Annotated in this window: 10 protein-coding genes; 8 read left to right on the top strand and 2 right to left on the bottom strand. The window is 73.6% G+C overall.

Annotated features, from left to right (window positions below; translation table 11 throughout):
* The first annotated feature begins 11 nt into the window (after positions 1-11).
* From lgt to eutC, 6 genes are all read left to right on the top strand, one after another.
* Positions 12-1,124, top strand: coding sequence for a prolipoprotein diacylglyceryl transferase (gene lgt / locus QRT03_RS18385; RefSeq protein ID WP_425604865.1), 1,113 nt, complete (start codon positions 12-14; stop codon positions 1,122-1,124).
* A gap of 206 nt (positions 1,125-1,330) precedes the next feature.
* The gene (gltB, locus tag QRT03_RS18390; protein WP_286054440.1) at positions 1,331-5,950 is read left to right on the top strand and encodes a glutamate synthase large subunit; all 4,620 of its coding nucleotides are present in this window, start codon (positions 1,331-1,333) and stop codon (positions 5,948-5,950) included.
* Positions 5,943-7,451, top strand: coding sequence for a glutamate synthase subunit beta (locus QRT03_RS18395; protein WP_286054441.1), 1,509 nt, complete (start codon positions 5,943-5,945; stop codon positions 7,449-7,451). Before gltB ends, QRT03_RS18395 begins: the two co-directional genes overlap by 8 nt.
* A 100-nt stretch (positions 7,452-7,551) precedes the next feature.
* Positions 7,552-8,985 (top strand): ethanolamine permease, encoded by a 1,434-nt coding sequence (gene eat / locus QRT03_RS18400; protein WP_286054442.1) that lies wholly within the window; start codon positions 7,552-7,554, stop codon positions 8,983-8,985.
* Positions 8,982-10,364, top strand: coding sequence for an ethanolamine ammonia-lyase subunit EutB (locus tag QRT03_RS18405; protein ID WP_286054443.1), 1,383 nt, complete (start codon positions 8,982-8,984; stop codon positions 10,362-10,364). Before eat ends, QRT03_RS18405 begins: the two co-directional genes overlap by 4 nt.
* A complete protein-coding gene (gene eutC, locus QRT03_RS18410; RefSeq protein ID WP_286054444.1) occupies positions 10,361-11,119 on the top strand; it encodes an ethanolamine ammonia-lyase subunit EutC in 759 nt (252 codons plus the stop codon). The genes QRT03_RS18405 and eutC overlap by 4 nt, the downstream gene beginning before the upstream one ends.
* Position 11,120: 1 nt before the next feature.
* On the opposite strand, the gene QRT03_RS18415 is transcribed toward eutC, so the two are convergent.
* Positions 11,121-11,912 carry a peptidylprolyl isomerase gene (locus QRT03_RS18415; protein ID WP_286054445.1) on the bottom strand — a complete coding sequence of 264 codons (792 nt, stop codon included), beginning with the start codon at positions 11,910-11,912 and terminating at the stop codon, positions 11,121-11,123.
* Positions 11,913-12,002: 90 nt separating this feature from the next.
* On the opposite strand from QRT03_RS18415, the gene QRT03_RS18420 reads away from it, so the two are divergent.
* Both QRT03_RS18420 and hisS read left to right on the top strand, forming a co-directional pair.
* Positions 12,003-12,695, top strand: coding sequence for an MBL fold metallo-hydrolase (locus QRT03_RS18420; protein ID WP_286054446.1), 693 nt, complete (start codon positions 12,003-12,005; stop codon positions 12,693-12,695).
* Between the two features lie 14 nt (positions 12,696-12,709).
* Positions 12,710-13,978 (top strand): histidine--tRNA ligase, encoded by a 1,269-nt coding sequence (gene hisS, locus QRT03_RS18425; RefSeq protein WP_286054447.1) that lies wholly within the window; start codon positions 12,710-12,712, stop codon positions 13,976-13,978.
* A 100-nt stretch (positions 13,979-14,078) separates the two neighbouring features.
* Here hisS and QRT03_RS18430 read toward each other — a convergent pair whose 3' ends face one another.
* Positions 14,079-14,963: a hypothetical protein gene (locus QRT03_RS18430; protein ID WP_286054448.1), complete on the bottom strand. Its 885-nt coding sequence runs from the start codon at positions 14,961-14,963 to the stop codon at positions 14,079-14,081.
* Positions 14,964-15,000: the final 37 nt, after the last annotated feature.

A 15,000-nucleotide genomic window follows, 5' to 3' on the forward strand; every position in this document is an offset into this window, starting at 1 on the left:
CGGTGTCGGGGGTGACCGATAGCGTGAGCGCCGTGCTCGCGTCGCTGCCGATGACCATCCCCAGCCCACCCCAGGGCGTGTGGAACCTCGGCCCCGTCCCGCTGCGGGCCTACGCGCTGTGCATCATCGCCGGCATCGTCGTGGCGGTCTGGATGACCGAGCGGCGCTTCGTCGCGCGCGGCGGGGCCCCCGGCTTCGTCATCGACGTCGCGGTGTGGGCGGTGCCCTTCGGGCTGATCGGCGGCCGGCTCTACCACCTGGCCACCGACTGGCGGACCTACTTCGGCCCGGGCGGGGATCCGGTCGCGGCGCTCTACGTGTGGAACGGCGGCCTCGGCATCTGGGGGGCGATCGCCCTCGGCGGCGTCGGCGCCTGGATCGCGTGCCGCCGCCGCGGGGTCCCGCTGACCGGCTTCGCCGACGCGGCCGCGCCCGGGATCGTCCTCGCCCAGGCCATCGGCCGGCTCGGCAACTACTTCAACCAGGAGCTCTACGGCGCCCCGACCACGCTGCCGTGGGGCCTGGAGATCTACCGGCGGGTGGACCCGGCCACGGGCGTCGTCGACAACCTCGGCGGGGTCGCGCTCGACCGCACGCCGATCGAGGTCGTGCAGCCCACGTTCCTCTACGAGCTGGTGTGGAACGTCCTGGTGGCGCTGCTGGTGATCTGGGCCGACCGCCGGTTCTCGCTGGCGCGCGGACGGGCGTTCGCCCTGTACGTCGCGGGCTACACCCTCGGCCGGTTCTTCATCGAGATGCTGCGCACCGACCCCGCGCTCACCCGCGTCGAGGGCGTCCGCGTCAACGTCATCGTGTCCGGCGTCCTCTGCGTCGGCGCGCTGCTGTACCTGTTCCTGGCCCGCGGTCCGCGCGAGGACCTGGCCGGGGATCCGACCGGTTCGCCCGACGACGACGCGGGTACGCCCGGGCTCGTGACACCCAGGGACGACGAGAACGACGACGCCCGCGCGGCCCGCGCCTCGCGGGTCGCGGCGAGCGACCGCGACGACACCGAGACCCACCACGGCGCGGCCGAGCCCTCCGGCGTGGACGCCGAGCCCGAGGGCGTCCAGCCCGAGGAGGAGGCGTCCGCCACGCCGCCCTCCTCCGCCCACGGCTCCTGAGGAGCCCCTCCGCCCCGCGCCGACGGGGACCCGGCGTCCGTCACGCCGCCGCGGCCCGCCGCGCGGGCTAGACTCCACCCGGGCCATCGCCGTCCCGGATTCCACCATCCGGCTCGCGACGACCGAGCGGCCCTCTTCCGCGCCCCGTCCTCCCGACGGGCAGCGCGGCCGGGCCGTTCCTCGGAGGCGATGAGGAGGCCCGCCCCGTGCTGTTCTCGACCAACCCGGGTCCGCAAGGCCTGTACGACCCGGCGAACGAGCACGACGCCTGCGGCGTCGGCGCCGTCGTCGACTCCCGCGGCCGCCGCAGCCACGGCATCGTCGCCGACGCGCTGCAGGTGCTGCACAACCTCGACCACCGCGGAGCGGCGGGCAGCGAGCCCACGAGTGGCGACGGCGCCGGCATCCTGCTGGGCATCCCGGACGAGCTCTTCCGCGCCACGGTCGACGCGGACCTGCCCGCCCCCCGCCCGGCGGCCAACGGCGGCCAGGACGAGTACGCCTACGCCTGCGGCATGGTGTTCCTGCCGGCGGACGACGACGGCGCTGCCAAAGCGGTCTCGCTCCTCGAACGCATCGCCGGCGAGGAGGGTCTCGAGGTCCTCGCCTGGCGTGACACCCCCACCGACCCCGACGGCGCGGACGTCGGGTCGGTCGCCCGCTCGGTGATGCCGCGCTTCGCGCAGGTCCTGCTCGCGCACCCGGAGCGCGCCCTCGCGGGCATCGAGCTCGACCGCGTCGCCTGGATCGTCCGCAAGCGGGCGGAGCGGGAGTCGGTGGAGCAGGGCTGCGGGCTCTACGTCGCCTCGCTGTCCAGCCGCACCGTGACCTACAAGGGCATGCTGACCACCGACCAGCTGCCGCTGTTCTTCCCCGACCTGCGCGACGAACGCCTGGTCAGCGCGGTCGCGGTGGTGCACAGCCGGTTCTCGACGAACACCTTCCCGAGCTGGCCGCTCGCGCATCCCTACCGGACGCTGGCGCACAACGGCGAGATCAACACGATCCGCGGGAACCGCAACCGCATGCGGGCCCGCGAGGCGCTGCTGGGCACCGACCTCTTCCCCGGCGACCTCCAGCGCGCGATGCCGGTCTGCCCGCCCGGGACGTCGGACTCGGCGAGCGTCGACGAGGTCCTGGAGCTCCTCACGCTCGGCGGCCGGTCGCTGCCGCACGCGGTGATGATGATGATGCCCGAGGCGTGGGAGAACCACGCCGAGATGCCGGCCGACCAGCGGGCGTTCTACCAGTTCCACGCGAGCCTGATGGAGCCGTGGGACGGCCCGGCCGCGGTCGTGTTCTCGGACGGCACGCTGCTCGGCGCGACGCTGGACCGCAACGGCCTGCGGCCCTGCCGGTGGTGGCACCTCGCCGACGGGCGGGTCGTCCTGGCCAGCGAGTCCGGCGTGCTCGACGTGCCCGCCTCCGACGTCGTCGCGAAGGGACGGTTGCGGCCCGGGCGGATGTTCCTCGTCGACACCCGCGAGGGGTCGACCGGGGACGGGTCCGCCGCGTTGATCGACGACGACCGGTTCAAGTCCGACCTGGCCGCGGCCGAGCCGTACGCCGAGTGGCTGCACGCGGGTCTGGTGCGGCTCGAGGAGCTGCCCGACCGCGACCACGTCGTGCACACCCACGAGTCGGTGATGCGCCGCCAGCAGACCTTCGGCTACACCGAGGAGGAGCTGCGGATCCTGCTGGCCCCGATGGCGACGACGGGGGCCGAGCCGCTCGGGTCGATGGGCACCGACACCCCCACCGCGGCGCTGTCGCGCCGGGCGCGGCTGCTCTACGACTACTTCGTCCAGCTCTTCGCCCAGGTCACCAACCCGCCGCTGGACGCCATCCGCGAGGAGCTCGTCACCTGCATGGCCCGGGCGATCGGCCCGGAGCAGAACCTGTTCCACCCCGGGCCCGCGAGCTGCCGCCAGGTCGTGCTGCCCTACCCGGTGATCGACAACGACGAGCTCGCGAAGCTCATCCACATCGACGACGACGGGGACATGCCGGGCTTCGCCGCCACGGTGATCTCCGGGCTGTACGAGGTCGACGGCGGCGAGGACGCGCTGCGCGCGGCCCTCGACCAGGTGCGCCGGCGCGCGAGCGAGGCGATCGCCGACGGGAAGCGCATCCTCGTGCTCTCCGACCGGGACTCCGACGCCCGGTGGGCCCCGATCCCGTCGCTGCTGCTCGTCTCGGCGGTGCACCACCACCTCGTCGCCACCCGTGAGCGCACCCAGGTCGCGCTGGTCGCCGAGTCCGGGGACGCGCGCGAGGTGCACCACATGGCGCTGCTGCTCTCCTACGGCGCGGCCGCGATCAACCCCTACCTCGCGTTCGAGTCGATCGAGGACATGATCGCCTCCGGGTGGTTGGACCAGCTCGAGGTCGACCAGGCCATCCGGAACTACGTGAAGTCCTGCGTCAAGGGCGTCCTCAAGGTGATGTCCAAGATGGGCATCTCGACGGTGTCCGGGTACACCGCCGCCCAGGTCTTCGAGGCCGTCGGCCTGTCGCAGGAGTTCATCGACGAGTACTTCCACGGCACCTCGTCCAAGCTGGGCGGGGGCGGGCTGGACGTGCTCGCGACCGAGGTCGCGACGCGGCACCGCACGGCCTACCCGTCCAACCCGACCGAGCGGGCCCACCGCCGGCTCGACGTCGGCGGCGAGTACGCCTACCGCCGCGAGGGCGAGATCCACCTCTTCACCCCGGAGACGGTGTTCCTGCTCCAGCACTCCACGCGGACGAAGCAGCGCGACGTGTTCCGCCGCTACACCGCCGAGGCGGACGGCATCACCCGGGCCGGCGGGCAGCTGCGGGGGATGTTCCGGCTGCGCTACGAGGACCGGACCCCGATCGACCTCGACGAGGTCGAGCCCGCCACCGAGATCGTCAAACGCTTCGCGACTGGGGCGATGAGCTACGGCTCGATCTCGGGCGAGGCGCACACCGACCTCGCGATCGCCATGAACAACATCGGCGGCAAGTCGAACACCGGGGAGGGCGGGGAGGACCCGGTGCGCCTCGTCGACCCGTCCAGGCGCTCGGCGATCAAGCAGGTCGCCTCCGGGCGCTTCGGCGTCACCAGCGAGTACCTGGTCAACGCCGACGACATCCAGATCAAGATGGCGCAGGGCGCGAAGCCCGGTGAGGGCGGTCAACTCGCGGGCAAGAAGGTGTACCCGTGGATCGCCGAGGTCCGGTACTCCACCCCCGGCGTGGGCCTGATCTCGCCGCCGCCGCACCACGACATCTACTCGATCGAGGACCTCAAGCAGCTCATCCACGACCTGAAGAACGCGAACGACCGCGCCCGGATCCACGTCAAGCTGGTCAGCTCGGTCGGGGTCGGCACGGTCGCGGCGGGCGTCTCGAAGGCGCACGCGGACGTCGTGCTGATCTCCGGGTGGGACGGCGGGACCGGCGCGGCCCCGCTGACGAGCCTCAAGCACGCCGGCGCGCCGTGGGAGGTCGGGCTCGCCGACACCCAGCAGACGCTGATGCTCAACGGCCTGCGGGACCGGATCTCGGTCCAGGTCGACGGCGGGATGAAGACCGGCTACGACGTGATCGTCGGGATGCTCCTGGGCGCCGAGGAGTACGGCTTCTCCACGGCGCCGCTGGTGGTCAACGGCTGCGTCATGATGCGGGTCTGCCACCTCGACACCTGTCCCGTCGGCGTCGCGACCCAGAACCCGGAGCTGCGCAAGCGCTACACGGGCCGCCCCGAGTTCGTCGAGAACTTCTTCTGGTTCATCGCCGAGGAGGTCCGGGAGTACCTGGCGGAGCTGGGCTTCCGGACGATCGACGAGGCGATCGGGCACTCCGAGCTGATCGACGCCGCGGAGGCGGTGGAGAACTGGAAGGCCGAGGGCATCGACCTCGGTCCGCTGTTCGCCGTGCCGGACGTGCCCGCCGGCGCGTCCACAGACCGCCGGTGCACCTCGACCCAGGACCACGGCCTGGACCGCGCGCTCGACCGCACCCTGATCCAGCTGGCCGAGGGGGCGCTCGACGACGCCGTCCCGGTGCGGATCGACCTGCCGGTCCGCAACGTCAACCGGACCGTCGGGACCCTGCTCGGCTCCGAGGTGACCCGGCGCTACGGCAAGCACGGCCTGGCCGACGACACGATCCACGTCGAGTTCACCGGCTCCGCCGGACAGTCGTTCGGGGCGTTCCTGCCGCGCGGGATCACCCTCGACCTCGTCGGGGACGCCAACGACTACGTGGCCAAGGGGCTCTCCGGGGGCCGCGTGATCGTGCGCCCGCCCGAGGGCGCGCAGTTCACCGAGCCGCTGGACTCCGACCGGGAGGAGCGGCACACGATCGCCGGCAACGTCATCGCCTACGGCGCGACCTCCGGCGAGGTGTTCCTGCGCGGTCAGGTGGGGGAGCGGTTCTGCGTGCGCAACTCCGGCGCACTCGCCGTGGTCGAGGGTGTCGGCGACCACGCGTGCGAGTACATGACCGGCGGCCGGGTGATCGTGTTGGGCAGCACCGGCCGCAACCTCGGCGCCGGCATGTCCGGCGGGATCGCCTTCGTGCACGACCTGCCGGCGATCCGTGTGAACGACGAGATGGCCGACCTGCTCGAGGTCACCGGCGACGACGCCGACTGGCTGCGGTGGGTGGTCGAGCGGCACCTCGACCTCACCTCCTCGCCGAAGGCGGCCCGCCTGCTCGACGACTGGGACACCCAGGTCGGGCACTTCACCAAGGTCATGCCGACCGACTACCAGCGGGTCCTCGACGCCGAGCAGCGCGCCGCCACCGAGGGCCGCGACCCGAACGAGGTCATCATGGAGGTGGCGGGTGGCTGACCCCCGCGGGTTCCTCACCTACTCCCGGGAGGACAACCCCAAGCGTCCGGTCGAGGAGCGGCGCACCGACTGGCACGAGCTCTACGCCGACGTCACCGACCCCGACCTCGAGGCCGGCACCCGCAAGCAGGCCGCGCGGTGCATGGACTGCGGCATCCCGTTCTGCCACTCCGGCACCGCCGGCTGCCCGCTGGGCAACCTGATCCCGGAGTGGAACGACTTCGTCCGCCGCGGCGAGTGGGACCGGGCGAGCGAGCGCCTGCACGCCACGAACAACTTCCCGGAGTTCACCGGGGCGCTGTGCCCGGCGCCGTGCCAGGAGGCGTGCGTCCTGTCGATCACCTCCCAGCCGGGCTCGGTGGCGATCAAGCGGGTCGAGTGGTCGATCGCCGAGGTGGCGTGGCGGGACGGTCACGTCGCGCCCCAGCCCGCGGCCGAGTCCTCGGGGAAGCGGGTCGCGGTCGTGGGCTCCGGACCCGCGGGGCTGGCGGCCGCCCAGCAACTGACCCGGGCCGGCCACGACGTCACGGTCCACGAGCGCGACGACCGCCTCGGCGGGCTGATGCGCTACGGGATCCCGGAGTTCAAGTTCGAGAAGTGGGAGCTCGATCGTCGCCTCGAGCAGATGCGCGCGGAGGGCACACGCTTCGTCGTGAACTGCGAGGTGGGCGGGGACGGTCTGCCGGTGGAGCGCCTGCGCGCCGAGTACGACGCGGTGGTGCTGGCGGTCGGGGCGCTCGAGAGCCGGGACGACCGCACGATCGAGGGCCGCGACCTCGACGGCATCCACCTCGCGATGGACTACCTCGTGCCCGCCAACCGCGAGTGCGAGGGCGACGGCCCGTCGCCGATCAACGCACGGGGCAAGAACGTCATCGTCATCGGCGGCGGCGACACCGGCGCGGACTGCTACGGCACCGCGACCCGCCAGGGCGCGATCGGCGTGCACCAGCTCGACCAGTACCCGGCCCCTCCACAGACCCGCGACGAGGCCCGCTCGCCGTGGCCGACGTGGCCGCTGATGTTCCGCACGCCGCCGGCGCTCGAGGAGGGCGGCGAGCGGTTGTTCGCCACCGCGGTGCGCCGCTTCGTCGGCGACGACCGCGGGCACGTCCGCGCGGTCGAGCTGTCCTCGGTCGAGGTCCGCCGCACCGAGGACGGCCGCCGCGAGGTGGTGCCGACCACGGAGGAGATCCACACCGTGCCGGCCGACCTGGTCCTGTTCTCCATCGGCTTCACCGGGCCCGACGACGGGGCGATGATCCCCGGCCTGGGCATTGAGCGGACGCCGAAGGGCACGATCGGCTGCGGGTCGGACTGGCAGACCGACGTCCCGGGGGTCTTCGTGTGCGGGGACGCGCACCGTGGCGCGTCGCTGATCGTCTGGGCCATCGCGGAGGGACGTTCGGCCGCCGCCGCCGTCGACGCCCACCTCGCCGCCGACGGCCGCACCGACCTGCCGTCGCCGGTGCACCCCGGCGCGCTCCCGCTCAGCGCCTGAGCCCTGATCGTCCGCTGGGCGATCGCAACCTCGCCGTCACCCACACGGAGCGCCCCCGGGTCAACCTCGTGCACCCGGGGGCGAGCAGAGAGGGACGCCGATGGCGGAACAGGTGGGTACCGGGCGCGGCGAGCACACGGCGAGTGCCGACTACCTCGCGGCGCGCAAGCTCCGGGCGGGGTCGGCCAGCTGGGTGCTGCTGGCCGGGCTGGGCGTCGCGTACGTGATCTCCGGGGACTACGCCGGGTGGCACTTCGGGCTCGCGCAGGGCGGGTGGGGCGGGCTCGCGATCGCGGCCGTGCTCATGGCCGTCATGTACACCGCGATGGTGCTCGCCCTGGCCGAGATGTCCTCGGCGCTCCCGGCCGCGGGCGGCGGCTACACGTTCGCCCGCGTCGCCCTCGGCCCGTGGGGCGGGTTCGCCACCGGCGCGGCGATCCTGCTGGAGTACGCCGTCGCGCCCGCAGCGATCGCGACCTTCATCGGCGGCTACGTCGAGTCGCTCGGCCTGTTCGGGATCACCGACGGCTGGTGGGTCTACCTGGCCTGCTACGTGCTCTTCGTCGGAGTGCACCTGCTCGGGGCGGGCGAGGCGCTCAAGGCGACGTTCGTCGTCACCGCGATCGCCGCCGTCGCGCTGATCGTCTTCGCCCTCGGTGCCGTCGGCTCGTTCGACCCCGCGAAGCTGGTCGACATCCCGGTCACGGACGCCGCCGGAGCCTCGGCGTTCCTGCCGTTCGGGCTGGTCGGCATCTGGGCCAGCTTCCCCTTCGCGATCTGGTTCTTCCTGGCGGTGGAGGGCGTGCCGCTCGCCGCGGAGGAGGCGCGCGACCCGGTGCGCTCGGTGCCCCGCGGCATCGTCGTCGCCATGATCGCGCTGATCGCCTTCGCCGCCGTCGTCCTGGTGCTCGGCCCCGGGGCGGCCGGCAGCTCCGCGATGTCCACGAGCGACAACCCGCTGGTCACGGCGGCCGAGGGCACGGGCCAGGGGTGGCTCGCGACGACGGTGAACTACGTCGGCCTGCTCGGGCTCGTCGCCAGCTTCTTCTCGATCATCTACGCCTACTCGCGCCAGACCTTCGCGCTGTCGCGGGCGGGCTACCTCCCGCGGGCGCTGTCGCGGGTCAACGGCCGCCGCGCGCCGGTGCTGGCTCTCGTCGTGCCCGGCCTCATCGGATTCGTCCTGGCCGCCACGGGTGACGGGGACGTGCTGATCAACCTCGCGGTGTTCGGCGCGACGCTGTCCTACGTGCTCATGATGGTCGCGCACCAGGTGCTCCGGACGCGGCATCCGGAGCTGCCCCGCCCGTACCGCACGCCGGGCGGGCGGATCACCTCCGGGATCGCGCTGGTGCTGGCCCTCGCCGCCGTCGTCGCGACCTTCCTGGTCGACGTGGTCGCCGCGCTGTGCGCCCTCGGCGTGTTCGCCCTGCTCATGGCGTGGTTCGGGTTCTACTCGCGCCACCACCTCGTCGCCGCCGCGCCGGACGAGGAGTTCGCGGCGCTGGCGGCGGCCGAGGAGGAGGTGCGATGAGCTGGACCACCTCCGTCGGTGGACACTCCTACACGTTCGCCGACCTGCGGGAGCTGATGGCGAAGGCCACCCCGGCCCGGTCCGGTGACGTGCTCGCCGGGGTGGCCGCGGAGTCGGCCGCGGAGCGGGTGGCGGCGCAGACGGTGCTCGCCGACCTGCCGCTCGCGCACTTCCTCGACGAGGCGGTCGTGCCCTACGAGGACGACGACGTCACCCGCCTGATCCTCGACTCCCACGACCCCGACGCGTTCGCCCCGGTGCGGTCGCTCACGGTCGGCGGCTTCCGCGACCGGCTGCTGTCCTGGCAGACCGACACGGCCGCGCTCACCGCGCTCGCGCCCGGGTTGACCCCGGAGATGGTCGCCGCCGTCAGCAAGCTGTGCCGCGTCGGCGACCTCGTCGCGATCGCCGCGAAGACCCGCGTCGTCACCGGGTTGCGCACCACGCTGGGCCTGCCCGGGCGGCTGGCCACCCGGCTGCAGCCCAACCACCCGACCGACGACGCGGTCGGCATCACCGCCTCCCTCGTCGACGGGCTCCTGCACGGGTCCGGGGACGCCGTCATCGGCATCAACCCCGCGACCGACCGCCCGTCGACGGTGCGGGCGCTGCTCGAGCTGCTCGACGACGCCCGGCAGCGCCTCGCGGCGCCGATCCAGTCGTGCGTACTGACCCACGTCACGACGACGCTGGAGCTGCTCGAGCAGGGCGCGCCGGTGGATCTGGTGTTCCAGTCCGTCGCCGGCACCCAGGCGGCCAACCGTGGCTTCGGGGTGACCCTCGACCAGCTGCGCGAGGCGCACGAGGCCGCGCTGGCCCTGCGGCGGGGGACGGTCGGGTCGAACGTGACCTACTTCGAGACGGGGCAGGGGTCCGCGTTGTCCGCGGACGCCCACCACGGCTGCGACCAGCAGACCCTGGAGGCACGCGCCTACGCCGTGTGCCGGGCGTTCGACCCGCTGCTGGTCAACACCGTCGTCGGGTTCATCGGGCCGGAGTACCTCTACGACGGCAAGCAGATCCTGCGGGCGGGCCTGGAGGACCACCTCTGCGGCAAGCTGCTCGGGGTCCCCATGGGCGTGGACGTCTGCTACACCAACCACGCCGAGGCCGACAGCGACGACACCGACACGCTGCTGCTGACGCTGGGGGCGGCGGGCTGCTCGTTCGTCATCACCGTGCCCGGCGGGGACGACATCATGCTGAACTACCAGTCGCTGTCGTTCCAGGACGTCCTGCAGGTCCGCAGCACCCTCGGGCTGCGCCCGGCGCCGGAGTTCGAGGCGTGGCTGGAGACGGTCGGGCTGCTCGACGACGCCGGACGCGTCCCGCAGCTGGGCCCGGACGCGCTGCCGGCGCTGACGAGCGGGCTGTCGTGACGGGCAACGGAGTGGACCGGGATCCCTGGGTGATGCTGCGCGCCGCGACGCGGGCGCGCGTCGGCCTCGGCCGTGCCGGAGACGGGCTGCCGACCGCGGAGAACCTCCGGCTCGCCGCCGCCCACGCCGCCGCGCGGGACGCCGTGCACCTGCCCCTCGACGCGGACGCGGTGGTGGCCGCGCTGGGGGAGCGACCGTCGGTGGTGGTGCACTCGGCCGCCGCGGACCGGGCGGAGTACCTGCAGCGCCCCGACCTCGGGCGCCGGCTCGACGAGGCGTCGGAGGCCCGGTTGCGCGAGGCGGCCCCGGAGGAGCCTGCGGACCTCACGGTGGTGGTCGCGGACGGGCTGTCGCCGCGCGCCGTCCACGACCACGCCGTCGCAGTGCTCGACGCGCTCGCCGCGCGGCTGGACGACTGGTCGTTCTCCCCTGTGGTCGTCGCCGAGCAGGCCCGGGTCGCGCTCGGCGACGCGGTCGCCGCGGCCCTCGGGTCGCGGATGGTCCTCGTCCTGGTGGGGGAGCGGCCGGGCATGTCGTCCCCGGACTCGCTCGGGGCCTACCTGACGTGGGCGCCGCGGGTCGGGCGGGTGGACTCCGAACGCAACTGCGTGTCGAACATCCGCCCGCCCGACGGGCTCTCCCACGACGGCGCCGCGGAGATCCTCGCCGCCCTGATGGGCGAGGCCCGCCGTCGGGAACTGACCGGGGTGGAGCTCAAGGACACCGGGGCCGCGCTCCCGGAGGCCGCCGGGTGACCTAGAGCTGGACCTGGGCCGCCGTGATCTGCACCGGGATCGTCGGCTTGCCGCCGCCGGCGGAGTTCGAGCCGTCGTCGCCCCCGGCCGCGACCTTGTCCAGGGTCGCGAGCCCCTCGGGTGCGATGCGCCCGATCACCGTGTACTCGGGGGGCAGCGCCGAGTCGCCGTAGACGAGGAAGAACTGACTGCCGGTGCTGGCCGGCTGGGAGGCCTTGGCCATCGCGACGAGGCCGCGGCTGTAGTTCGAGGCGCCCTGGCCCAGCGGCGACGGCGCGAGGTTCGTCGGCGGCTCCTCGGCGTAGCGGTAGCCGGGACCGCCCGAGCCGGTACCGGTCGGATCGCCGCACTGGAGGACCTGCAGCCCCTGGCCGGTGACGAGGCGGGGGCACGGGGTGTCGTCGTAGAAACCCTGCTGCGCGAGCGAGGTGACCGCGTTGACCGCGCACGGGGCCTGGGCCCGGTCCAGGGTGAGCGGGACCGGCCCCTGCGTGGTCTGCAGCGTCAGCCCGACGACGCCGGTGCGCTCCGGGTCCGGGTCCGGTGCCTGCACCGGCTTGGCCGCCTGGCCGTCCGGCGTGTAGGTGCAGGCCCCGGCGGCGGGCGCGGCGACGGTCTCCGCGGGGCGGGTCGCGACGTAGATCGCGACGCCGGCCGCGACCAGCGCCACCACCACGCCGACCGCGATGATCGTCAGCCGTTGCCGACGACGGCGGGCGCGCTCGGCGCGGCGCTCGATCTGTCGCTCCAGCTTGCGCTTGGCGGCCTTGCGGCGCTGCTCGTTGGTCGGCACGGCGGCATCCTAGGAAGTCGGATCCCGGTGAGTCCGGGCAGGTCACGGCCGCCGACTAGGGTGGGGTGCAGTCGTCGCGAGGAGGATTCCGTGCTGGTCGCCGGGTTCCCGGCCGGGAGTTTCCAGACCAACTGCTTCGTGATCGCCCCTGACGAGGGCGGACCGTGCGTGGTGGTCGACCCGGGGCAGGACGCCGAGGAGCCGTTGCGCAAGGTCCTCGCCGAGCGGCGCCTGTCGCCGGTCGCCGTGCTGCTCACGCACGGACACCTCGACCACATGTGGTCGGTCACGCCGGTGTGCGACGGCGACGACATCCCGGCCTACATCCACCCCAAGGACCGCTCCATGCTCGCCGACCCGCTCGCCGGCGTCGGGCCGATGGGGGCGCAGCTGGCCGCGATGTACCCGGGGCTGGAGTTCCGCGAGCCGAAGCAGGTCGAGACGCTCGCCGACGGCGCCACCCTCGACCTCGCCGGCATCTCGCTGACCGTCGACCACACGCCCGGGCACACCCGCGGGTCGGTGGTCTTCCGCAGCGCGACCGAGGACGGGGCACCGTTCGTGCTCGCCGGCGACACCCTCTTCCAGGGCAGCATCGGCCGGACCGACCTGCCCGGCGGCTCGCTCGAGGAGATGATGACGAGCCTGCGGACGAAGCTGCTCACGCTCCCCGACGAGACCGCGGTCCTGCCCGGCCACGGTCAGCCCACGACGGTGGGCGACGAGCGGCACACGAACCCCTTCCTGCAGGGCACGCAGAACGCGCCCGGCCGGAATCTCTAGGAAGAACACCGACAGTGGCAGAGATCCCCCCTGGCGGCTTCACCGCGCCCAAGGGCATCCCCGAGTACGTCGGGCCGGAGTTCGTCGCGGTCCGGGACACCCTCCTCCGCGAGGCGGACCGCGCCGGCTACGCCCACCTCGAGCTCCCCGTGTTCGAGGACACCGCGCTCTACGCCCGCGGGGTCGGCGAGTCGACCGACGTCGTCTCCAAGGAGATGTACTCCTTCGCCGACCGCGGGGGCCGCAGCGTCACGCTGCGCCCCGAGGGCACCGCGGGCGTCGTCCGCAGCGTCATCGAGCACGGCCTGGACCGCGGCACCCTGCCGGTCAAGCTCCGCTACGCCGGGCCGTTCTTCCGCTACGAGCGTCCCCAGGCCGGCCGCTACCGGCAGCTCCAGCAGGTGGGCGTCGAGGCGATCGGGGTGGACGACCCGGCGCTGGACGCCGAGGTCCTCGCCGTCGCGGACGCCGGGTTCCGCGCGCTCGGGCTGACCGGGTACCGGCTGGAGCTGACCTCGCTGGGCGACGCCGAGACCCGCCCGGCCTACCGCGCCGAGCTGCAGGCGTTCCTGGAGAAGTGCGATCTCGACGAGGCCACCCGCGAGCGGGCGCGGATCAATCCGCTGCGCGTGCTCGACGACAAGCGGCCCGAGGTCCGCGAGCAGCTCGCCGACGCGCCGCTGATGGTCGACCACCTCTCCGACGCCGCCGCGGCCCACCACGCGACGGTGAAGCAGTACCTCGACGAGCTGGGCGTCGCCTACGTCGAGAACCCCCGCATGGTGCGCGGCCTGGACTACTACACGAAGACGACGTTCGAGTTCGTCCACGACGGGCTGGGATCGCAGTCGGGCATCGGCGGCGGCGGTCGCTACGACGGGCTCATGGCCGAACTCGGGGGCCAGGCGCTCTCCGGGGTGGGGTTCGGTCTCGGCGTAGACCGCACGCTGCTCGCCTGCCGGGCCGAGGGTCTCGAGGTCGCGCCCGCCCGCCGCGTGGAGGTGTTCGGGGTCCCGCTGGGGGAGGCCGCGAAGGACCACCTGGTCGGGCTGGTCGGGCAGCTGCGCCGCGCCGGGATCCGGTCCGACCTCGCCTACGGCGGGCGCGGTCTCAAGGGCGCGATGAAGGCCGCGGACCGCTCCGGGGCCCGCTACGCGCTCGTGCTGGGCGACCGGGACCTCGAGGCCGGGACGATCCAGATCAAGGACCTCGCCGACGGCAGCCAGTCCGAGGTCGCCCTCGCCGACGCCGCGGCCGCGGTCGACCGGGCCCTGCACGGCTGAGCCGACCCGCCGTCTGGACCCGACCCGCCGTCGTGAACGAGCGGCACTCTCGCGCCCGTAGACGCAGCGAGAGTGCCGTTCGTGCCGGTGGGGGGCGGGCTCAGGCCCGGGTCAGCCCCGTCGGGATCGGCATCGTCAGGTCGGCATCCACCCGGTCGTCGGCCAGGAGGGTGGGCACGGCCCCGGTGGGGGCAGCGTGCCGCCCGGAGGTGATCCGCAGCGGGACGCGCCCGGAGCCGGTCGTCGTCCCGGAGCGCTCGACCGCCTCGCGGGCCGCCTTCTCGGTCGCGGCCGCGAGCGTGCGGGCCATGACGCGGCGGGCGAGCAGCACGCAGAGGTGGCAGAGCGCGGCGTAGGCGAGGAACTTCACGACGTCCTCGGCGTGCCCGAGCACGGAGGCGACGGCCGGGTCCGACTCCTCGAACAGCGACTCCAGGACGTCCCCGCCGAGGGAACCGCCCAGCAGGGCGAGGCCGACCAGGAACGTCAGGCCCAGCTTCTCGGCGAGCAGCGGGCGGAAGGCCCAGGCGACCAGCACGAGCCCGAGCACCGCGTAGGCCGCGAGCCCGACGTCCTCCGGGATGCCCGCCCCGGGCAGCACCGCGTCGTGGACCATCATCATGTCGTCGAAGCCCAGGAAGACGCAGAGCACGGCCACCGCGAGGCCGGCGCGCAGGGCGGGTGAGGCGGCCCCGACGGCGCCCGTGGCCCGGGCCCAGGCGCGCGCCACGACGAGCGACCCGAGCGCGATCCCGGCACACACCATCAGCGCGCTCGAGAACATGATCGTGAACAGGCCGGAGTACTCCGAGTCCTCCGGGAAGCGGTCCTGCAGGACGATCGTCAGGTCGTGGCCCGTGCCGCCGTAGACGGCGAGGGCGAGGACCAGGACCACGCCGACCGGCAGCACGGTCCGCAGGAGCATCCGACCGGCCTCGGCCAGGTCCGAGCGAGGGGCCGGCACCGGGCCCGCGGGGTGCGTCATCGGTCGTCTCCGTCCCGCCGGGGACGCCGCTCTCGCC

Source organism: Actinomycetospora termitidis, assembly GCF_030286555.1.
Classification (GTDB): Bacteria; Actinomycetota; Actinomycetes; order Mycobacteriales; family Pseudonocardiaceae; genus Actinomycetospora; species Actinomycetospora termitidis.

Coding starts and splice junctions, on each gene's coding strand:
- eat (WP_286054442.1), top strand. CDS start 7,552: ATGGCGGAACAGGTGGGTACCGGGCGCGGCGAGCACACGGCGAGTGCC.
- QRT03_RS18405 (WP_286054443.1), top strand. CDS start 8,982: ATGAGCTGGACCACCTCCGTCGGTGGACACTCCTACACGTTCGCCGAC.
- QRT03_RS18430 (WP_286054448.1), bottom strand. CDS start 14,963: ATGACGCACCCCGCGGGCCCGGTGCCGGCCCCTCGCTCGGACCTGGCC.